The organism is Blastococcus sp. SYSU DS0533 (assembly GCF_054050775.1).
The window spans coordinates 340470-360178 of sequence record NZ_JBJGZZ010000001.1; the positions used below are offsets into that span (position 1 = coordinate 340470).

Below are 19709 nucleotides of genomic sequence, written 5' to 3' on the forward strand. Positions count from 1 at the left end.
CAGGTGCGGGGTCCCGGCACATCGATTTCGAGGAATGAGGGGCGGCACCGGTGAAGGTCCAGCCGTCGGTGAAGAAGATCTGCGACAAGTGCAAGGTGATCCGCCGGCACGGCCGGGTCATGGTCATCTGCGACAACGCCCGGCACAAGCAGCGCCAGGGCTGAGGGAGTACCAGAACATGGCACGACTGGCTGGCGTCGACCTCCCCCGCGAGAAGCGGATGGAGATCGCGCTCACCTACATCTATGGCATCGGCAAGCACCACGCCAAGGAGACCCTGGCCGCGACGGGGGTCAACCCCGACCTGCGCGCCAGGGACCTCAGCGACGAGGACCTGCTGAAGCTGCGCGACTACATCGACGAGCACTTCCGCGTCGAGGGTGACCTCCGCCGCGAGGTGGCCGCCGACATCCGCCGCAAGGTGGAGATCGGTTGCTACCAGGGCCTGCGGCACCGCCGTGGCCTCCCGGTGCACGGTCAGCGCACCCGCACCAACGCGCGCTCGAGCAAGGGCCCGCGCAAGACCATCGCCGGCAAGAAGAAGGCCGGCAAGAAGTAGGCCGCGAGAGCGCGTCGTCGCAGAGCCCGTGAGGGGGGAGCGACGGTGCGCGCGCGTGCTGCCTCTCTAGGCCACGAAGAGAAGGAACCCACAGACACATGCCTCCCAGGGCTCGCGCCGCGGCCGGTGCCAAGAAGGTCCGCCGCAAGGAGAAGAAGAACGTCGCTCACGGTGCTGCGCACATCAAGAGCACGTTCAACAACACGATCGTCTCGATCACCGACCCGACCGGGAACGTGATCAGCTGGGCCTCCGCCGGCCACGTCGGCTTCAAGGGCTCGCGCAAGTCGACGCCGTTCGCCGCGCAGATGGCCGCCGAGAACGCGGCCCGCAAGGCGCAGGAGCACGGCATGCGCAAGGTCGACGTCTTCGTGAAGGGTCCCGGCTCCGGCCGCGAGACCGCGATCCGCTCGCTGCAGGCCACCGGCCTCGAGGTCGGGCAGATCCAGGACGTCACCCCGCAGCCGCACAACGGCTGCCGCCCCAAGAAGCGTCGCCGGGTCTGACCGGCCACCGACGAGATCGAACGAGGTAGATAGACGTGGCCCGTTACACCGGAGCCGACTGCCGCATGTGCCGGCGCGAGAAGATGAAGCTGTTCCTCAAGGGCAGCAAGTGCGAGTCCCCGAAGTGCCCGATCGAGATCCGGCCCTACCCGCCGGGTGAGCACGGCCGGGGTCGCAGCAAGGACAGCGAGTACCTGCTGCAGCTGCGCGAGAAGCAGAAGGCCCGCCGGATCTACGGCGTGCTGGAGAAGCAGTTCCGCGGCTACTACGAAGAGGCCAACCGCAAGACCGGCAAGACCGGTGAGGTCCTGCTGCAGATCCTCGAGTCGCGGCTGGACAACGTGGTCTACCGGGCCGGCTTCGCCGAGTCCCGCGACATGGCGCGCCAGCTGGTGCGCCACGGCCACATCCGGGTGAACGGCCGCAAGGTCGACATCCCGTCCTACCGGGTCAGCGAGAACGACATCATCGAGGTCGCCGAGAAGTCGCGCACCATGATGCCGTTCGAGGTGGCCCAGGCCCGTGCCGGTGAGCGACCCGTGCCGCCGTGGCTGGAGGTCATCAGCAACCAGCTGCGTGTGCTGGTGCACGGCATCCCGGCCCGCCAGGTGATCGACACCCCGGTCCAGGAGCAGCTGATCGTCGAGCTCTACTCCAAGTAGCGGCTCGTCCCCAGGTGCCGGGAGCGATCCCGGCACCTGGGGCAAGGCTCCGACGGGCGGACAGATGCCCGCGCGAGGCCAGCACCACCCCCTCACGGCGTCATATGGCGGGTGCCGGAGGACCTGAAGGAGAAACGCAATGCTCATCGCACAGCGCCCCACGCTGACCGAGGAGACCATCACCGAGCAGCGCTCGCGGTTCGTCATCGAGCCGCTGGAGCCCGGCTTCGGCTACACCCTCGGCAACTCCCTGCGGCGCACGCTGCTGTCGTCCATCCCCGGTGCCGCTGTCACCAGCATCCGCATCGAGGGCACCCTGCACGAGTTCACCACCGTGCCGGGCGTCAAGGAGGACGTCACCGAGATCATCCTGAACCTCAAGGGCCTGGTCGTCAGCTCCGACTCCGACGAGCCGGTCACGATGTACCTGCGCAAGCAGGGCCCGGGTGAGGTCACCGCCGCGGACATCGCGCCGCCGGCCGGGGTCGAGGTGCACAACCCCGACCTCCACATCGCCACCCTGAACGGCAAGGGCCGGCTGGAGATCGAGCTGGTCGTCGAGCGCGGCCGCGGCTACGTGCCGGCCCCGCAGAACAAGCAGCCCGGCCAGGAGATCGGCCGCATCCCGGTCGACTCCATCTACTCGCCGGTCCTCAAGGTGACGTACGCCGTCGAGGCCACGCGTGTCGAGCAGCGCACCGACTTCGACCGCCTCGTGGTCGACGTCGAGACCAAGCCCTCCATCGCCCCGCGCGACGCCATCGCGTCGGCCGGGTCGACCCTGGTGGAGCTGTTCGGCCTGCTGCGCGAGCTGAACGTCGACGCCGAGGGCATCGAGGTCGGGCCGAGCCCGGCCGAGGCCGCCGACATCGCGAACTTCTCGATGCCGATCGAGGACATGGACCTCACCGTCCGGTCCTACAACTGCCTCAAGCGCGAGGGCGTGCACACCGTCGGTGAGCTCGTCACCCGTTCCGAGGCCGACCTGCTGGACATCCGGAACTTCGGGGCCAAGTCGATCGACGAGGTCAAGATGAAGCTGGCGGCCATGGGCCTCGCGCTCAAGGACAGCCCGCCCGGGTTCATCCCCACCTCGATCGAGAGCTACGACGAGGGGTACGAGACCGACGCCTACCAGGGCACCGGCGAGTACGCCGCGGGCTACGACCAGGCGCAGTACGACGACGGCTCCTACCAGGAGACCGAACAGCTCTGAGGGACGGCGCAGCCGGGCGGCGGGGTGACCCGCCGCCCGGCACCGCCGTCCGACGCGCAACACTGGACGACGCACCACAGACGCTTTGCACCACGGATGCAGCCGGCACCGAGCGCCCGGCCGCCTGAGGAAGGACCGACATGCCCACCCCCACCAAGGGCCCCCGTCTCGGCGGCTCGCCCGCGCACGAGCGGCTGATGCTGGCGAACCTGGCCACCTCGCTGTTCGAGCACGGGCGGATCACCACCACCGAGGCGAAGGCCAAGCGGCTGCGTCCGCTGGCCGAGAAGCTGGTGACCTTCGCCAAGCGCGGTGACCTGCACGCCCGTCGTCAGGTGATGACGACCATCCGTGACAAGGACGTCGTCCACACGCTGTTCGCCGAGATCGGTCCTCGCTACGAGAACCGCCCCGGCGGCTACACCCGCATCACCAAGGTCGGCCCGCGCAAGGGCGACAACGCCCCCATGGCGGTCATCGAGCTCGTCGAGGCGCTGACCGTGGGCCAGCAGGCCGTCGGCGAGGCCGAGCGTGCCCGTGGCACCCAGTTCGCCACCGGTGCCGGCGCTGCCGCGGCCGCCGGCGAGGTCACCGCCGACGTCGTCGAGCCGACCGACTCCGCGGACTCGGTCGACAGCCCCGACTCGGTCGACAGCGCCGACACCCCCGACGAGGTCGCTGCCGAGGCGCCCGCCGCGGACGCCGACGCCGAGGGCACGGACGCCCGATGAGCGAGCCCCAGGACGTGCCGGGCGCCGGCGCCGCCGGCGTCTCCGCCGGTGGCGGCGACCAGGGGGCCACGTTCGAGGGTGAGACCACCGGTCCCGGAGGCGACACCTCGCCGGCCGTGACCGACGGCAGCGTCAGCGACGAGGCCCAGGAGATCGTCACCGACCTCTACAACCCCGACGACGAGCGCCAGGACGACGGCGATGTCACGCCGCAGCCCCAGCGCGAGAACGCCGCCGTCGTGGAGGACCCCGCGCTCTCGCCCGAGGTGGCGCGCGCCGCCGCGGCCGAGGTCGAGGCCGCCGAGCTGGGCGACGCCGCGACGGCCAGCGAGCAGTACCAGGGCGGCGACGCCGCGCCCGACCCGAAGTGACCGGTCGCTGACCACGCCGCTCACGGGTGCCGAGTCCCGGACAAGGCCCCAGGACGAGCCCGCCACCGAAGCCGGTGGCGGGCTCGTCCGTCTCCGGCTCGACGTGCAGTACGACGGCACCGGGTTCCACGGCTGGGCCCGTCAGCCGGCGGTTCGGACCGTGCAGGAGGAACTGGCGCGCGGCCTGGCCACGGTGCTGCGCCGGGACGTCGACCTGACCGTCGCCGGCCGCACCGACGCGGGGGTGCACGCCACCGGTCAGGTGGCGCACTGCGACCTGCCGCGGGAGGTCTGGGCAGAGCAGGCGCCGAAGCTGGTCCGCCGGCTGCGGGGCGTGCTCCCGCCCGACCTCGCCGTCCGCTCGGTCTCCGAGGCGCACCCGGACTTCGACGCACGCTTCGCCGCGCTGGCCCGCCACTACGCCTACCGGCTGACCGACGACCCGGCCGGGCCGCCGCCGCTGCGCCGGACCGACACGGTGGCCTGGCCCCGCCGGCTCGACGACGCGGCCATGGACCTCGCCGCCGGTCTGCTCCTCGGCGAGCACGACTTCGCCGCCTACTGCAAGCGGCGGGCGGGCGCGACCACCATGCGCACCCTGCTGCGGCTGAACGTCTCGCGCGTCGCGGAGGACGGTGTCGAGGTGGTCCGCATCGACGCCTCGGCCGATGCCTTCTGCCACTCGATGGTGCGCAGCCTCGTGGGCGGGCTCGTCGCGGTGGGCGAGGGCCGGCGCCCGCTGGACTGGCCGGCCGGGCTGCTCGAGCGCACCGAGCGCGCCAGCGAGGTGCCGGTGGCTCCGGCCCACGGGCTGACGCTGCTCGCCGTCGACTACCCGCCTGACGCCGCGCTCGCCGCCCGGACCGGCGTCACCCGGGCCCGTCGCGACGGGTGACGCGGGGGGTCGGCGGGCGTCACGCAGCCGGTCACGGCACCGCGGCGACCGCCTCCGAGATCGGCGTCCCGCCGGCGACGAGTTCGACGACCGCGCCGTCGCGCGGGTGGTCCAGGAGCTCGAGCAGGACGGCCGCCACGTCGTCGCGCGGGATCTCGCCCCGCTCGACGTGCCGGTCGAGGGTGACCCGCCCCGTCCCGGGATCGTCGGTCAGCCCGCCCGGGCGCAGCACCGTCACCGCGAGCGCCGGGCGCGCGAGCAGGTCCTGCTCGGCGGCCAGCTTGGCGCGCAGGTAGGCGGCGAACACGTCGTCGAGGCCCTCGGGTGGGCGGCCGCCGGCGACGAGGTCGGTGCCCATGGAGGAGACCAGCAGGTAGGTCCGCACGCCCGCGCGCTCGGCGGCGTCCGCGAGCAGCACCGCGGCACCCCGGTCGACGCTGTCCTTCCGCGCCGCCCCGCTGCCCGGGCCGGCGCCGGCGGCGAAGACGACGGCGTCGGCACCCTGCACCACCTCGGCGACCTCGTCGACGGAGGCGGACTCGAGGTCGACCACCGCCGGGGTGGTGCCGTCGGCCTCCAGGTCGGCCCGGTGGTCGGGGTTGCGGACGAGGCCGACGACGGCGTCGCCGCGGCTGGACAGCAGACGGCCGAGGCGGCGGGCGACCTGCCCGTGGGCCCCGGCGATGACGATGCGCATGCCCGGGCCCTACCCGGGAGGTCCGCCGGCTACCGCCCGCGCCCGCGCCAGCTCCTCGGGGGTGTCGCAGTCCGACCACGGTGCCGGCCGGCCGGGCTCGACCGGCGGGGACCAGCGGTCGACGGCCAGGCCGGACACCACCCGGTGCAGCGCCCGGGGGCCGGCCGGGTCCGCCACGGCCGCGCGCAGGGCCGCGGTGCGCCAGGCACCGAGCAGGAACTGGTCCCGGCCGTCCTCGTCGACCACCAGCACCCCGTCGCGGCGCAGCCGCCGGCGCAGCTGCAGGACCAGGTCGGCGGTGAGGAACGGGAGGTCGGCGGCGAGGACGACGACGGCGGGGGTCTCCACGTGGTCGAGGCCGGCGCGCAGCGCAGCCACCGGACCGCCGCCGGGTGGCGTCTCGCGCGTCAGGAGGACGCCGTCCGGAACCTCCTGCGCCGGTCCGACCACGACCCGGCCCTGTGCGTCGGCCACCCCGTCGAGGACGGTGGCGAGCAGGGTCCGGCCGCCCACGCGCAGCTGTGGCTTGGCCTCCCCGCCCAGCCGTTCGGCCCGGCCGCCGGCCAACACCACGGCCGCGTAGGGGGGCAGGGGGTCCACGTCGTCACCGTAGGCCCGCGGCATGGGTACCGTCGCCCGCGTGGGACGAGTCACCAGCCGCACCCCGGTGCTGCGCATCCGCGGTCCGCAGCACACCACCCGGCCGGACACGGTCGCCGCCGAGGAGCCGCTCGAGATCCGCCTGGGCGGCACCGCCCTCGCGATCACCATGCGCACGCCCGGCGACGACTTCGACCTCGTGCACGGGTTCCTGGCGACCGAGGGGGTCATCCGCGGGGCCGACGACGTCGCGGGCCTGCGCTACTGCGACTCGGTGGACGCCGACGGCCGCAACACCTACAACGTCGTGGACGTCGACCTCGCGCCCGGCGTCCCGGTGCCCGACACCGGGCTGGAGCGGAACTTCTACACGTCGAGCTCGTGCGGCGTCTGCGGCAAGGCCAGCATCGACGCCATCCGCACCAAGACCGCGTTCGACGTCGCCGCCGATGCCGTGGAGCTGCCGCTGGAGGTGCTGCTGGCGCTGCCCGACCGCCTGCGGGCCGCCCAGCAGGTCTTCGACAAGACCGGCGGTCTGCACGCGGCGGGCCTGTTCACCGCCGGCGGGGAGCTGCTCGCCCTCCGGGAGGACGTCGGCCGGCACAACGCCGTGGACAAGGTGATCGGCGACGGCGTCCGCGAGGGCCGGCTGCCGCTGGCCGGGCAGGTGCTGATGGTGAGCGGCCGGGCCAGCTTCGAGCTGACCCAGAAGGCCGCCATGGCCGGCATCCCGGTGCTGGCCGCGGTGTCGGCGCCGTCGTCCCTCGCCGTGGAGCTCGCCCGCGAGGTGGGCATCACCCTGGTCGGCTTCCTGCGCGGCGACGGCTGCAACGTCTACACCCGTACCGAGCGCATCCAGCTGGCACCGGAGAACTGACGCAGCACCTGACGGGAGCCGCCCCGCGGGGTGACCGCAGGGGTGGGGGCCGGAGGCTCCCGCGACGGAGGTCAGGACGCGCTCAGCGCAGGCCGGGGACGGAACCCGGCCGCGGTGTCGTCCGGAGGACGACGTCAAGCATGGTCGCCGCCGCGCAGCTGGCTGACCACGTGGGGGAGCAGCGGTGCCAGGACCGCGAGCCCGTCCTTCACACCACCGGTCGATCCCGGCAGGTTGACGACGAGCGTGCGCCCCGCCGTCCCGGCCACGCCGCGGGAGAGCACCGCCGTCGGCACCCCGTTCTCGGCCCCGTACCGGCGCACCGCCTCGGCGATACCCGGCGCCTCGCGCTCGATCACCGCGCGGGTGGCCTCGGGGGTGACGTCGGTGGGGGAGAGCCCCGTGCCACCGGTGGTGAGCACCACGTCGAACCCGGCGTCGACGGCGTTGCGCAGCACGTTCTCCAGCTCGACGGCGTCGTCCGGGCGGACGTGCGGCCCCTCCACGTCGAAGCCCAGCCGGGCGAGACCGTCGGCGAGGGCCTTGCCGCTGCGGTCGTCGTAGACGCCGGCGTAGGCGCGGTTGGAGGCAGTCAGCACCATCGCCCGGGCGTCGGACGGCAGTGGGGCGGTCACCGGGTCCACTCCCCGCTCTTGCCGCCGGTCTTGCGCAGCAACCGGACGTCGGTGATCGCCGCTCGCGGGTCGACGGCCTTCACCATGTCGATCATCGTCAGCCCGGCCACGGTGACCGCCGTGAGCGCCTCCATCTCCACCCCGGTGCGGTCGGCGGTGCGGGCGGTCGCGGTGATCTCGACGGCGTCGTCGGCGACCTCGAGGTCGACGGTGACGCCGTGCAGCGCGATCGGGTGGCACAGCGGCACGAGGTCCGGGGTCCGCTTCGCCCCGGCGATGCCCGCGATGCGCGCCACCGCCACGGCATCGCCCTTGGGCACCCCCTCGCCGCGCAGCAGGCGCACGACCTCGGGGCTGACCAGCACGCGGCCGGCGGCGGTGGCCTCCCGGGCGGTCACCGTCTTGGCGGAGACGTCCACCATCCGGGCGGCCCCGGACTCGTCGACGTGGGTGAGACGCGGCTCGCTCACCGCAGTGCTCCCGCTCGTCCCCGCGCTCGCTCGTCCCTCGCTGCGATGCTCACTCGCTGTCCACTCACTGGAGTGCTCCCTCGATCAGCACGACGTCCACGGAGGCGCCGGCGGGCAGTTCGGTGACGTCCTCGGGGACGACGACCAGGCAGTTGGCCCGGGCCAGGTGCGCGACCAGGTGCGAGCCGGGGCCGCCGACCTGGGAGACCTCACCGCCGTCGTAGCGGCCGCGCAGGAACTGGCGGCGGCCGGCGGGGGAGCGCAGCGGGCCGGAGAGCCGGGCCGGTGCCCGCAGGCGGTCGGGCGAGGTGTGCCCGAGGGCGCGGCGCAGCGCCGGGCGGACGAACACCTCGAAGGAGACGAAGGCGCTGACCGGGTTGCCGGGCAGGGTGACCACGGGGACGCCGTCGACGGTGCCGGCGCCCTGGGGGCCGCCGGGCTGCATCGCGACCTTGCCGAACTCGACGGTGCCCAGTGCCCGGAAGGCGTCCTTCACGACCTCGTAGGCGCCGGCGCTGACGCCGCCGCTGGTGATCAGCAGGTCGGCCGTCGCCACCTCGGCGCGCACGGTGGCGAGGAACTGGTCGACGTCGTCGGGGACGAAGTGCAGCCGCCGCGGGGCGCCCCCGGCCTCCTCCACCGCGGCCGCCAGCAGCGCCGAGTTGGACTCGTAGATCTGGCCGCGCGCCAGCGGCTGCCCCGGCGCGACCAGCTCGCTGCCGGTGGAGAGGACGAGCACCCGCGGCCGGCGCCGGACGACGAGCTCCGAGACGCCCACCGCCGCGGCCAGGCCGAGCTGGGCGGCACCGAGCGGGGCGCCGGCGGAGAGCGCGACGGTGCCGGCGGCGATGTCCTCGCCCGCCGCCCGCAGGTGGCTCCCGGCCGCGGGCCGGTCACGGATCTCCACCATCTCGGTACCGCCGTCGGTGAGCTCGACGGGGACGACGACGTCGGCCCCCGGCGGCAGCGGGGCGCCGGTCATGATCCGGTGGACGGTGCCCGGCGCGAGCGGGACGACGTCGGTGCGTCCGGCGGGGATGTCCTCGGCCACCGGGAGCCGCACCGGGCCGCCGTCGGCGCCGGCGAGCTCGGCCCAGCGACCGGCGTAGCCGTCCATCGCCGAGTTGTCGAAGCCGGGCAGCGGCACCTCGGCGACGACGTCGCGTGCCAGCACACGTCCGTGCGCCTCCGCCAGGGGCACGGTCTCCTCGGGCAGGGCGGGCAGCAGCGCGCTCACCGCCGCCTGGTGTTCCTCGACCGTCCGCACGGGGCACATCCTCGCCCATCGCCGCCTCCCCGACAGCGGCGGTCGCCAGGAGGTGCGGCATGGCTGCGGTGGTCGTGCTGGGACAGGTCGGCCGCGACCTCGTGCTGCGGCTCACGGCGGTGCCGGACGTCGGTGGCTCGGCCTCCGCCACCGGCCGCACGGAGGTGCTCGGCGGGAAGGGGGCCAACCAGGCGGTCGCGCTCACGCAGCTCGGCGTCCCGGTGGCGCTGGTCGGCGTCGTCGGGGACGACCCTGCGGGGCGGGACGTGCTGGCGCAGGCCGCCGCCGACGGCGTCGACGTCTCGGGCGTCGTCACCCGGCCGGACGCGACGACCGCCCTCCTCCTCGACCTGGTCGAGGACGGCGGCCGGCGACGGCTGGTGGAGGACGTGCCGCCCGCGGTGCTGCTCACCCCCGCCGACGTCGCCGCGGCCGGGGCGCTCATCGCGGGCTGCCAGGTCCTCAGCCTCCAGCTGCAGCAACCCGGCGCGGCGGTGCGCGCGGCGCTGGGACGGGCGCCCCGGACGGCGCTCGTGGTGGCCGACGGGGCGCCGGAGGACGCGGGCACGCGGGACGCGGTGCTCGGCCGCGCCGACGTCGTCCGGGCCGATGCCGCCGAGGCCGAGCTACTGGTGGGCCAGCGGCTGTCCGGACCCGACGACGCCCGCGACGCCGCCGCGCGACTGCTGTCGGCCGGCCCCCGGCTGGTGGCCCTGGCCACCGGCGAGGAGGGCGACCTGGTGGCGTGGCGTGCCGGCCCGGCTCCCGGGGTGACGGCGGGCGTGGGGGAGGCCGACCCGGCGTGGGCCGACGGCGAGGTCCTCGTGCCCCGGCTGGGCGGCTCGCCGGTCGACCCGACCGGTGCCGGGGACGCGTGGGTCGCGGCGCTCGTCGCGGCGCTGCGCGGCCGGGGCGGCCCCGAGGAGGCGGCGTGGCTCGCCGCCGCGGCGGCGGCCTCGACGGTCGCGCGCGCGGGCGGGCGGGCGGCGCTGGACCCGGTGGCACTGGCCGGGGTGATCGACCGGGAGCGCGGTCGCGGCGGCGTCCGGCTATCGTCCGGGCGTGGCTGAGATCGACCGGATGCTCGAGGCGAACGCGGAGTGGGCGGAGCGTTTCCCCGGCAGCAAGCCGGTGGCCCCTGCGCGGAAGGTCGCCGTCGTCGCCTGCATGGACTCGCGGATGCCGCTGTTCCCGCTCCTGGGCCTGGAGGTCGGTGACGCGCACGTGATCCGCAACGCCGGTGGCGTCGTCACCGAGGACACGGTGCGGTCGCTGACGATCTCGCAGCACCTGCTCGGCACCCGCGAGATCGTGCTGGTCCACCACACCGACTGCGGGCTGCAGAAGAGCAACGACGTCGACTTCGCCGACCTGGTGGAGCGGGCCACCGGCCGCCGGCCGCCGTGGTCGGCCCGCACCTTCACCGACGTCGACGCGGACGTGCGGGAGTCGATGCGCCTGCTGCGGGACTGCCCCTACCTCCTCTCGCGCGAGGTGCGGGGGACGGTCTACGACGTCGACACCGGGCGGCTCCGCGAGGTGGTGTGACCGCGGGCGGGAGACCGCTCCGGCGCTGCTGGTATCGTGCTCGGTTGGCGCGCGTGCCGGCTGGTGCCGCGCGTGCAGATCCGTCTCCCGTGCTCGGCGAGGCGATCCCACCAGCCATCCCGACGACGACGGAGGACGCGCGCCGTGCGCACGTACACCCCCAAGCCCGGCGAGGTCGCCCGGGCCTGGCACGTCATCGACGCCACTGACGTGGTGCTCGGTCGACTCGCCAGCCAGACCGCGCAGCTCCTGCGCGGCAAGCACAAGCCCCAGTACGCCCCGCACGTGGACGTCGGCGACTTCGTCGTCATCGTCAACGCCGGCAAGGTCGCCCTGACCGGGTCGAAGCGGGACGACAAGCTCGCCTACCGGCACTCGGGTCACCCGGGTGGCCTCAAGACCATCAACGTGGGCGACCAGCTGCGGACGCACCCCGACCGCGTCATCGAGCGCGCCATCAAGGGCATGCTCCCGCACAACACGCTGGGTCGGCAGATGCTGAAGAAGCTCAAGGTCTACGCCGGCCCGGAGCACCCGCACGCCGCGCAGCAGCCCCAGACCTACGAGATCAAGCAGGTGGCCCAGTGACCAGCGCACTGACCGTGACCGACGCCGAGGGGCGTCCGGTGCAGACCGTCGGCCGGCGCAAGGAGGCCGTCGTCCGCGTGCGGCTGCTCCCCGGCACCGGCCAGTTCAAGCTGAACGGCCGCTCCCTCGAGGAGTACTTCCCGAACAAGGTGCACCAGCAGCTCATCCGTGAGCCGTTCGTGACCCTCGAGAAGGCCGAGCAGTACGACGTCGTCGGCATCCTCAAGGGTGGCGGCGTCACCGGGCAGGCCGGCGCGCTGCGCCTGGCCATCGCCCGCGCTCTCATCGAGGTCGAGTCCGAGGACCGCCCGGCCCTCAAGAAGGCCGGCTTCCTGACCCGTGACCCGCGGGTCAAGGAGCGCAAGAAGTACGGGCTCAAGAAGGCCCGCAAGGCGCCCCAGTACTCCAAGCGCTGACCGGTACGTCCGTGGGTCGCCTCTTCGGGACCGACGGCGTCCGGGGTCGGGCCAACTCCGACCTCACGCCGGAGCTGGCCCTCTCGGTGGCACGCGCCGCCGCAAGCGTGCTCGCCGACCGCGACGGGACCTCGCGTCCCGTCGCGGTCGTCGGCCGCGACCCCCGCGCGAGCGGGGAGATGCTCGAGGCCGCGGTCGTCGCGGGCCTCACGAGCGCGGGAGCCGAGGTGCTCCTCGCCGGCGTCGTGCCGACCCCGGCGCTGGCCTGGCTGACCGGCCGCAGCGACGCCGACCTCGGCGTCATGATCTCGGCCAGCCACAACCCGATGCCGGACAACGGCATCAAGCTCTTCAGCCGCGGTGGGCACAAGCTGCCCGACGCCGTCGAGGCCGCCATCGAGCGGACCGTCACCTCCGGTGCCTCCGACGGGCACCGCCCCACCGGCGGCTCGATCGGCCGCGTCAGCGCGCTTGCCGACGGTACGGACGCCTACGTCGAGCACCTGCTCTCCACGGTCGACCGGCCCCTGAGCGGGCTCTCGGTCGTCGTCGACGCCGCGCACGGGGCGGCCGCCACGGCGGCGCCCGAGGTCTACCGGCGCGCCGGGGCGACGGTGCACGCCATCGGCTGCGAGCCCGACGGCTGGAACATCAACGACGGCGTGGGCTCCACCCACCTCGGACCGCTGGTCGAGGCCGTCCGGGCGCGGGGCGCCGACATCGGGCTGGCCCACGACGGTGACGCCGACCGGTGCCTGGCCGTGACCGCCGAGGGCGAGGTCGTCGACGGCGACGCCATCCTGGCGATCTGCGCACTGGACCTCCACGAGCGCGGTGCGCTGAAGTCCGACACGGTCGTCGCGACGGTCATGAGCAACCTCGGCTTCCACCACACGATGCGCGACGCCGGCATCTCGGTGAACACGACTGCGGTCGGTGACCGCTACGTGCTGGAGGCCCTGCGCGCGCACGACCTCAGCCTCGGCGGGGAGCAGAGCGGCCACCTGGTCTTCCTGGAGCACGCCACCACCGGCGACGGCCTGCTGACCGGGCTCGCGCTGCTCTCCCGGATGGCCGGGACCGGCGCGTCGCTGGCGGAGCTCGCCTCGGTGGTCCAGCGGTTGCCGCAGGTGCTGGTCAACGTGCCCGTCTCCGACCGCCTCGCGGTGGCCGCGAGCGACGAGGTCGCCGCCGCGGTCAACGAGGTCGAGGCCGAGCTGGGTGACACCGGCCGGGTCCTCCTGCGGCCCTCCGGCACCGAGCAGCTCGTGCGCGTCATGGTCGAGGCTCCCACGCAGGAGCAGGCGGACCGGGTGGCCCGGCGCCTCGCCGATGTGGTGGCCGAGGTGCGCTGACCGCGGTCGTGTGACGCCTGGGGCGCTGGAAGCCCCGTGCGACGCGGCGTCGCCGTGCATGCGTGGCCTGGACGGATCGGTCCGCCACTCCCGGTACTCTCGGGCGAATGTGCGGCATCGTGGGATACGTCGGCCCGCAGGACGCCCGGGACGTCGTCCTGGAAGGACTGCGGCGACTGGAGTACCGCGGCTACGACTCCGCGGGCATCGCCGTCGTCGCTGAGGGTGAGCTGAGCTCGGCGAAGAAGGCCGGCAAGCTCGCCAACCTGGAGAAGGTGCTGGCCGACCAGCCGCTCCCGGCCGCGACCATCGGCATCGGGCACACACGCTGGGCCACCCACGGTGGCCCTACCGACCGGAACGCCCACCCGCACCTCTCCGCTGACGGCGCGGTCGCGGTGATCCACAACGGGATCATCGAGAACTTCGCCGCGCTGCGGGCCGGGTGCGAGGCCACCGGCGTGGAGTTCAGCTCCGAGACCGACACCGAGGTCGTCGCCCACCTGCTGGCCGCCGTCTACGAGTCGGCCCCGGCGGGGCCCGGCCGGCTGGCCGAGGCGATGCGCGCGGTCTGCCAGCGGCTGGAGGGCGCGTTCACCCTCGTCGCCACGCACGTCGCCGAGCCCGACACCCTCGTCGCCGCCCGGCGCAGCAGCCCGCTGGTGGTCGGCATCGGCGAGACGGCCGACGGCACCCCCGAGTACTTCCTGGGCTCCGACGTCGCCGCGTTCATCGGGCACACCAAGGAGGCGCGCGAGCTCGGCCAGGACCAGGTCGTCGAGATCGACCGGACCCGGGGGCTCACGGTCACCGGCTTCGACGGCGCGCCGGCCGAGCCCACCGCCTACACCGTCGACTGGGACGCCGCGGCCGCCGAGAAGGGCGGCTACGACTGGTTCATGCTCAAGGAGATCGCCGAGCAGCCGCAGGCGATCGCCGACACGCTGCTGGGCCGGCTCGGCGAGGACGGCGAGCTCGTGCTCGACGAGGTCCGCCTGTCGGACCAGGAGCTCCGCGACATCGACAAGATCTTCGTCGTCTCGTGCGGCACCAGCTACCACGCGGGCCTGATCGCCAAGTACGCCATCGAGCACTGGACCCGGATCCCGGTCGAGGTGGAGGTGGCCAGCGAGTTCCGCTACCGCGACCCCGTGCTGGACCGCTCCACGCTGGTCGTCGTCATCAGCCAGTCGGGCGAGACGATGGACACCCTGATGGCGCTGCGGCACGCCAAGGACCAGAAGGCCCGCGTGCTGGCCATCTGCAACGCCAACGGCTCGACCATCCCGCGCGAGTCCGACGCCGTCCTCTACACCCACGCCGGGCCGGAGATCGCGGTGGCTTCGACCAAGGCGTTCCTCGCCCAGGTCGTGGCCTGCTACCTCGTCGGCCTGTTCCTGGCCCAGGTGCGCGGCGTCAAGTACGAGGACGAGATCGCCGCGATCGTCGAGGACCTGCGCAAGCTCCCCGACGCCGTCGAGGAGGTGCTCGAGCAGATGGAGCCGGTGCGCGCGCTGGGCCGGTCGCTGGCCGATGCGGGCACCATCCTCTTCCTGGGGCGCCACGTCGGCTTCCCGGTCGCGCTCGAGGGTGCGCTGAAGCTCAAGGAGCTCGCCTACATCCACGCCGAGGGCTTCGCCGCCGGGGAGCTGAAGCACGGCCCGATCGCCGTCATCGACCAGGGCACCCCGGTCGTCGTCATCGTGCCCTCGCCCCGCAGCCGCAACTCGGTGCACGGCAAGGTCGTCTCCAACATCCAGGAAGTGCGGGCCCGCGGGGCGCGCACGATCGTGATCGCCGAGGACGGTGACGAGGACGTCGTCCCCTTCGCCGACGAGCTCATCCGCGTGCCCCGGACGCCCACGCTCATGGCGCCGGTGGTGACGACGGTGCCGCTGCAGGTGCTCGCCTGCGAGATCGCCGACACCCGGGGCTACGACGTCGACCAGCCGCGCAACCTGGCCAAGAGCGTCACCGTCGAATAGCGGCTGCCCGTCGCCATGGTCCGGGGACCTGATCATGGCGCGTCCTCCCTCACGGCAGACGGTGGGGGGAGACGCGCTGCGGTGAGGGAGGACGGCGCCGGGCGCCCGGGACGACGGCGCGGCAGACTGGGCGCCGTGATCATCGGGGTGGGCATCGACGTCGTGCCGGTCGACCGCTTCGCGCGCTCGCTGACCCGCACCCCCGGGCTGCGCGACCGGCTGTTCACCGCCGAGGAGCAGCGCACCCCGTCGGGCGCCCCGCGGACCGGGGAGTCGCTGGCCGCGCGGTTCGCCGCCAAGGAAGCGCTGGCCAAGGCGCTCGGCGCCCCCGGTGACCTGCACTGGCACGACGCAGAGGTGACGGTCGGCGCCCACGGCCGGCCGCACCTGGCCGTGCGCGGTTCGGTGGCCGGTCGCGCCGCCCAGCTCGGCGTCACCTCGTGGCACGTCTCGCTGAGCCACGACGGCGGTATCGCGTCAGCGGTGGTCGTCGCCGAGGGGCTGACCCGGGAGGCCACGTGATCGACCTGCACACCGCCGTCGAGGTGCGCGCGGCCGAGGCCCCGCTGCTGGCCGCCCTGCCCGAGGGTGCGCTCATGCAGCGCGCGGCCGCCGGCCTGGCCACCGTGTGCCTGCGGCTGCTGGGGCGCCCCTACGGCGCCCGGGTCACCGTCCTGGCGGGGGCGGGGAACAACGGTGGCGACGCACTCCTCGCGGGGGCGCGGCTCACGGCCCGGGGGGCACGCGCGACCGCCGTCCTGCTCAGCCCCGACCGCGCCCACCCGGCGGCGCTCGCCGCCTTCCGCCGGGCCGGCGGACGGACCGTCGCCGTCGAGGCGGCCGGGCCGGTGCTCGATCGGTCGGACCTCGTGCTGGACGGGATCGTCGGCCTCGGCGGCTCAGGCGGGCTCCGGCAACCGGCCGCCGCGCTGGTCGAGCGCGCGGCGGCGGGGCCCGCGCTGATGGTCGCCGTCGACCTGCCCAGCGGCGTGGACGCCGACACCGGCGCCGTGGTCGGTGCCGCCTTCCCGGCGATGCACACGGTCACCTTCGGGGCGGTCAAGCCCGGCCTGGTCGTCGGCGCCGGCCGCGGCCACGCCGGGGAGGTCCACCTGGTCGACATCGGGCTGGGGCCGCACCTCCCGGCGCCGTCGGCCCGGCAGCTGACCGACGCCGACGCCGCCGCCCGGCTACCGCTCCCGGACGCCGACGACGACAAGTACTCGCAGGGGGTCGTCGGCGTCGTCGCCGGCTCGGCCACCTACCCCGGGGCGGGCGTCCTCTGCACCGGGGCGGCGCTGCGGACGCGGCCCGGGCTGGTGCGCTACGCGGGGACGGCGGCCGACGGCGTCCGGGCCGCGTGGCCCGAGGCGATCGTGACCGACGGCCGGCCGGGGGACGCCGGCCGCGTCCAGGCGTGGGTGGTCGGGCCCGGCCTGGGCACCGGGGACGACGCCCGCAGCGTCGTGGCCGAGGTGCTCGCCACCGACCTGCCCGTGCTCGTCGACGCCGACGGGCTCACCCTGCTGGCCGCCGAGCCGGAGCTGGTGCGCCGCCGGTCGGCGCCCACCGTGCTCACCCCGCACGACCGGGAGTTCGCCCGGTTCGGCGCCGAACCCGGCGACGACCGGATCGGGGCCACCCGCCGGCTGGCCGCGGACCTGGGCGCCGTCGTCCTGCTGAAGGGTGACGCGACCGTGGTCGCCGACCCGGAGGGGGCCGTCTTCGTCAACGGGACCGGCACGCCCTGGCTGGCCACCGCCGGTACCGGCGACGTGCTCTCGGGGATCGCCGGCGCGCTGCTGGCGGCGAACCTGCCCGTGGTCGAGGCGGCGGCGGTCGCGGCGCACGTGCACGGGCGCGCCGGGCAGGTCGCCGCGGCGCGCGGACCGTTCGTCGCCGGTGACGTCGTCCGGCACCTGCCGGAGGCGGTCGCTCGGGTGCGCGGTGCCCCGCCGGCCGGCCTGCCAGACTCGGGGGCGTGACGAACGGGACCGGTGCCGAGGTGGTCGTCGACCTCGACGCCATCGCGGCGAACACGGCGGCGCTGCGAGCGCGGGTGGGGCGACCGCTGATGGCGGTCGTCAAGGCCGACGGGTACGGGCACGGGCTGGTGCCGGCGGCTCGGGCCGCGCTCGCCGGTGGCGCCGACCAGCTGGGCGTCGCCGTCGTGGGCGAGGCGCTGGCCCTGCGGGCCGCAGGGGTCACGGCACCGGTGCTGGCCTGGCTGAACGGCCCGGGTGCGGACATCGCCGCCGCGCTGGCCGCGGACGTCGAGGTGTCGGTCAACGCCACCTGGGGCCTGGCCGAGGTGGTGGCCGCGGCCCGGGCGACCGGCCGGACCGCCCGGCTGCACCTGTTCGTCGACACGGGGCTCTCCCGGGAGGGGGCGCCCGTCGCCGAGTGGCCCGGGCTCGTCGCGGCCGCCGCCCGGGCGCAGGCCGACGGCGATGTCCTGGTCACCGGGCTGTGGAGCCACCTCGCCTACGCCGACGCCCCCACCCACCCCACCATCGACGCGCAGGTGCGGGTGTTCGAGGAGGCGGTCGCGGTCGCCCGGGCCGCGGGGCTCACCGACGCCCGCCGGCACCTGGCCAACTCGGCGGCGACGGTCGCGCTGCCCGAGACCTGGTACGACATGGTGCGCCCCGGCGTCGCCGTCTACGGGCTGGACCCGCTCGGGGGCGACCCCGCCGCGCACGGGCTGCGGCCGGCGATGACGGTGCGCGCCCGGGTCGCGCTGACCAAGCGGGTCGCCGCCGGGGAAGGGGTCTCCTACGGCCACACCTACGCGACCCCCGCCGAGACCACGCTGGCCCTCGTGCCCGCCGGCTACGCCGACGGGGTGCCGCGGGCCGCGGGCAACACCGCGCCCGTCCTCGCGGCGGGCCGGCAGCGGACCATCGCCGGCCGGGTCTGCATGGACCAGTTCGTCCTCGACGTCGGGGACGACCCGATCGCCGTCGGCGACGAGGTGGTCCTCTGGGGGCCGGGGAGCGGGGGAGAGCCCACCGCCCAGCAGTGGGCCGACGCCGTCGGCACCATCCACTACGAGCTGGTCACCCGGATCGGCGGCCGGTTCACCCGCCGCTACGTCGGGTCGGCGGGGGCGGTCTGATGGCCCGCAGCCGCCCGCAACCGGCCCGGCGCCCGGCCGAGCACCCCAGGGCCCGCGCCGCCGGCGTGGTGGGTGCCGTCGTCGGGCTGGCCGCCGCGGGCACCGCGGCCGGCGTCGCGCTGAGCCGCATCGCGGCCCGACGGGTGCGGGCGGCCGAGCTGGGCCCGGCGGCGGAGGTGGCGACGGCGCTGGCCGAGAGCCGGCTGCGCCAGGTGGACCCGCTGGGGGCCGATGCACGGCCGGCCGACCGCACCGCCCTGGTGCAGGCCGACGACGGCGTGCTGCTCTCCGTCGAGGAGATCGGCCCCCGCGACGCGCCGCTGACCGTCGTCTTCGTGCACGGCTACAGCCTGTCGATGGCGTCGTGGGCGTTCCAGCGCCGCACCCTCGGCGCGGAGCTGGCCACGGGTAACGGGCACCGGCCGCAGGCGCGCCTGGTCTTCTACGACCAGCGGGGCCACGGTTCCTCGGGCCGGGGCGCGCCGGAGCACTCCACCATCGACCAGCTGGCACGCGACCTGCTCGCGGTCCTGGACGCGCGCGCACCGCGCGGCCCGGTGGTCCTGGTGGGGCACTCGATGGGCGGCATGACGATCATGGGGCTTGCCGCGCTCCGGCCCGAGCTGTTCGGCACCCGGGTGCGGGGTGCCGCGCTGGTCTCCACCTCCAGCGGCAACCTCGCCGAGCTCCGCTTCGGCCTGCCCGAGATGCTCACCCGCCTGCGCGCCGCGGTTCTGCCGGTCGCCGCCTGGACGATGCGGCACCGGCCCTCCTTCGCCGAGCGCACCCGCCGGGTGGCCGCCGACCTGGTGTCGGCGGCGACGAAGGCGCTGTCGTTCGGCTCCTCCGACGTCGACCCGGCCCTCGTGCGCTACGTCGACGCGATGATCGCGGGCACGCCGGTCGACGTCATCGCCGAGTTCTACCCGGCGTTGGCCGGCCTCGACGAGACCGGCCGCCTGGAGCCCCTGCGCCGGGTGCCCACGCTGGTGCTCACCGGCGACCGGGACACGATGATCCCGCAGGAGCACAGCGAGCTCATCGTCGAGCGCCTCGCGCAGAGCGGTGAGAACGCCGTCGAGTACGTCGTCGTGCCCGGCGCCGGGCACATGGTGCTCCTGGAGCAGCCCGACGAGGTCAGCCGGGCGATAGCGGGGCTGCTCCGCCGCGTGGCGGCCGGAGCGGACGTCGGCGCGGCGGGCTGACCCGGCCC

The 19709-nt window shown here is 74.8% G+C and carries 24 protein-coding genes; 19 read left to right on the forward strand and 5 right to left on the reverse strand.

The window, feature by feature from the left end; translation table 11 throughout:
• The first annotated feature begins 50 nt into the window (after positions 1 to 50).
• The 8 genes from rpmJ to truA all read left to right on the forward strand — a co-directional run bounded on the left by rpmJ (position 51) and on the right by truA (position 4940).
• On the forward strand, positions 51 to 164 hold the full coding sequence (gene rpmJ / locus ACI79W_RS01770) for a 50S ribosomal protein L36 (RefSeq protein WP_012950458.1): 114 nt from the start codon (positions 51 to 53) through the stop codon (positions 162 to 164).
• 14 nt (positions 165 to 178) lie between these two features.
• The gene (gene rpsM, locus ACI79W_RS01775; protein ID WP_456560355.1) at positions 179 to 559 is read left to right on the forward strand and encodes a 30S ribosomal protein S13; all 381 of its coding nucleotides are present in this window, start codon (positions 179 to 181) and stop codon (positions 557 to 559) included.
• Between the two features lie 98 nt (positions 560 to 657).
• Positions 658 to 1065 carry a 30S ribosomal protein S11 gene (gene rpsK / locus ACI79W_RS01780; protein WP_012950456.1) on the forward strand — a complete coding sequence of 136 codons (408 nt, stop codon included), beginning with the start codon at positions 658 to 660 and terminating at the stop codon, positions 1063 to 1065.
• 35 nt (positions 1066 to 1100) lie between these two features.
• Positions 1101 to 1727, forward strand: a complete 627-nt coding sequence (gene rpsD, locus ACI79W_RS01785) for a 30S ribosomal protein S4 (RefSeq protein WP_456560356.1) — start codon at positions 1101 to 1103, stop codon at positions 1725 to 1727.
• A gap of 139 nt (positions 1728 to 1866) precedes the next feature.
• The gene (locus tag ACI79W_RS01790; protein WP_236829299.1) at positions 1867 to 2943 is read left to right on the forward strand and encodes a DNA-directed RNA polymerase subunit alpha; all 1077 of its coding nucleotides are present in this window, start codon (positions 1867 to 1869) and stop codon (positions 2941 to 2943) included.
• 140 nt (positions 2944 to 3083) lie between these two features.
• Positions 3084 to 3674 (forward strand): 50S ribosomal protein L17, encoded by a 591-nt coding sequence (gene rplQ, locus ACI79W_RS01795; protein WP_456560357.1) that lies wholly within the window; start codon positions 3084 to 3086, stop codon positions 3672 to 3674.
• Positions 3671 to 4045, forward strand: coding sequence for a hypothetical protein (locus ACI79W_RS01800; protein ID WP_456560358.1), 375 nt, complete (start codon positions 3671 to 3673; stop codon positions 4043 to 4045). Before rplQ ends, ACI79W_RS01800 begins: the two co-directional genes overlap by 4 nt.
• Before the next feature lie 103 nt (positions 4046 to 4148).
• Positions 4149 to 4940 carry a tRNA pseudouridine(38-40) synthase TruA gene (gene truA, locus ACI79W_RS01805; protein ID WP_456560359.1) on the forward strand — a complete coding sequence of 264 codons (792 nt, stop codon included), beginning with the start codon at positions 4149 to 4151 and terminating at the stop codon, positions 4938 to 4940.
• A gap of 31 nt (positions 4941 to 4971) precedes the next feature.
• Here the strand turns inward: truA and ACI79W_RS01810 are convergent, their stop codons facing one another.
• On the reverse strand, positions 4972 to 5637 hold the full coding sequence (locus tag ACI79W_RS01810) for an NAD(P)-binding oxidoreductase (protein ID WP_456560360.1): 666 nt from the start codon (positions 5635 to 5637) through the stop codon (positions 4972 to 4974).
• Positions 5638 to 5646: 9 nt separating this feature from the next.
• On the reverse strand, positions 5647 to 6237 hold the full coding sequence (gene mobA / locus ACI79W_RS01815) for a molybdenum cofactor guanylyltransferase (RefSeq protein WP_456560361.1): 591 nt from the start codon (positions 6235 to 6237) through the stop codon (positions 5647 to 5649).
• A 40-nt stretch (positions 6238 to 6277) separates the two neighbouring features.
• Here mobA and fdhD point away from each other — a divergent pair, with 40 nt between their 5' ends.
• Positions 6278 to 7114 carry a formate dehydrogenase accessory sulfurtransferase FdhD gene (gene fdhD / locus ACI79W_RS01820; RefSeq protein ID WP_456560362.1) on the forward strand — a complete coding sequence of 279 codons (837 nt, stop codon included), beginning with the start codon at positions 6278 to 6280 and terminating at the stop codon, positions 7112 to 7114.
• 134 nt (positions 7115 to 7248) lie between these two features.
• Here the strand turns inward: fdhD and ACI79W_RS01825 are convergent, their stop codons facing one another.
• The 3 genes from ACI79W_RS01825 to moeA all read right to left on the reverse strand — a co-directional run bounded on the left by ACI79W_RS01825 (position 7249) and on the right by moeA (position 9486).
• The gene (locus ACI79W_RS01825) at positions 7249 to 7749 is read right to left on the reverse strand and encodes a MogA/MoaB family molybdenum cofactor biosynthesis protein (RefSeq protein ID WP_456560363.1); all 501 of its coding nucleotides are present in this window, start codon (positions 7747 to 7749) and stop codon (positions 7249 to 7251) included.
• The gene (moaC, locus tag ACI79W_RS01830) at positions 7746 to 8219 is read right to left on the reverse strand and encodes a cyclic pyranopterin monophosphate synthase MoaC (RefSeq protein ID WP_456560364.1); all 474 of its coding nucleotides are present in this window, start codon (positions 8217 to 8219) and stop codon (positions 7746 to 7748) included. The genes ACI79W_RS01825 and moaC overlap by 4 nt, the downstream gene beginning before the upstream one ends.
• Before the next feature lie 64 nt (positions 8220 to 8283).
• Positions 8284 to 9486, reverse strand: a complete 1203-nt coding sequence (gene moeA / locus ACI79W_RS01835; protein WP_456560365.1) for a molybdopterin molybdotransferase MoeA — start codon at positions 9484 to 9486, stop codon at positions 8284 to 8286.
• Between the two features lie 59 nt (positions 9487 to 9545).
• Here moeA and ACI79W_RS01840 point away from each other — a divergent pair, with 59 nt between their 5' ends.
• The 10 genes from ACI79W_RS01840 (at position 9546) to ACI79W_RS01885 (ending at position 19701) form a co-directional block, all read left to right on the forward strand.
• Entirely contained in the window at positions 9546 to 10556 is a 1011-nt protein-coding gene (locus tag ACI79W_RS01840) for a PfkB family carbohydrate kinase (protein ID WP_456560366.1), read from the forward strand.
• Complete coding sequence (locus ACI79W_RS01845) at positions 10549 to 11034, forward strand: beta-class carbonic anhydrase (protein ID WP_456560367.1); 486 nt, start codon at positions 10549 to 10551, stop codon at positions 11032 to 11034. Before ACI79W_RS01840 ends, ACI79W_RS01845 begins: the two co-directional genes overlap by 8 nt.
• A 144-nt stretch (positions 11035 to 11178) precedes the next feature.
• A complete protein-coding gene (rplM, locus tag ACI79W_RS01850) occupies positions 11179 to 11622 on the forward strand; it encodes a 50S ribosomal protein L13 (protein WP_091929078.1) in 444 nt (147 codons plus the stop codon).
• Positions 11619 to 12038 (forward strand): 30S ribosomal protein S9, encoded by a 420-nt coding sequence (rpsI, locus tag ACI79W_RS01855; protein ID WP_456560368.1) that lies wholly within the window; start codon positions 11619 to 11621, stop codon positions 12036 to 12038. The genes rplM and rpsI overlap by 4 nt, the downstream gene beginning before the upstream one ends.
• An 11-nt stretch (positions 12039 to 12049) precedes the next feature.
• A complete protein-coding gene (gene glmM, locus ACI79W_RS01860; RefSeq protein WP_456560369.1) occupies positions 12050 to 13393 on the forward strand; it encodes a phosphoglucosamine mutase in 1344 nt (447 codons plus the stop codon).
• Positions 13394 to 13500: 107 nt separating this feature from the next.
• Positions 13501 to 15378 (forward strand): glutamine--fructose-6-phosphate transaminase (isomerizing), encoded by a 1878-nt coding sequence (glmS, locus tag ACI79W_RS01865; protein ID WP_456560370.1) that lies wholly within the window; start codon positions 13501 to 13503, stop codon positions 15376 to 15378.
• Between the two features lie 135 nt (positions 15379 to 15513).
• Positions 15514 to 15900, forward strand: a complete 387-nt coding sequence (locus ACI79W_RS01870) for a holo-ACP synthase (protein WP_456560371.1) — start codon at positions 15514 to 15516, stop codon at positions 15898 to 15900.
• Positions 15897 to 17363 (forward strand): NAD(P)H-hydrate dehydratase, encoded by a 1467-nt coding sequence (locus ACI79W_RS01875; RefSeq protein ID WP_456560372.1) that lies wholly within the window; start codon positions 15897 to 15899, stop codon positions 17361 to 17363. The genes ACI79W_RS01870 and ACI79W_RS01875 overlap by 4 nt, the downstream gene beginning before the upstream one ends.
• Entirely contained in the window at positions 17360 to 18496 is a 1137-nt protein-coding gene (gene alr / locus ACI79W_RS01880; protein WP_456560373.1) for an alanine racemase, read from the forward strand. Before ACI79W_RS01875 ends, alr begins: the two co-directional genes overlap by 4 nt.
• Entirely contained in the window at positions 18496 to 19701 is a 1206-nt protein-coding gene (locus ACI79W_RS01885; protein ID WP_456560374.1) for an alpha/beta fold hydrolase, read from the forward strand. Before alr ends, ACI79W_RS01885 begins: the two co-directional genes overlap by 1 nt.
• Positions 19702 to 19709 lie beyond the last annotated feature (8 nt).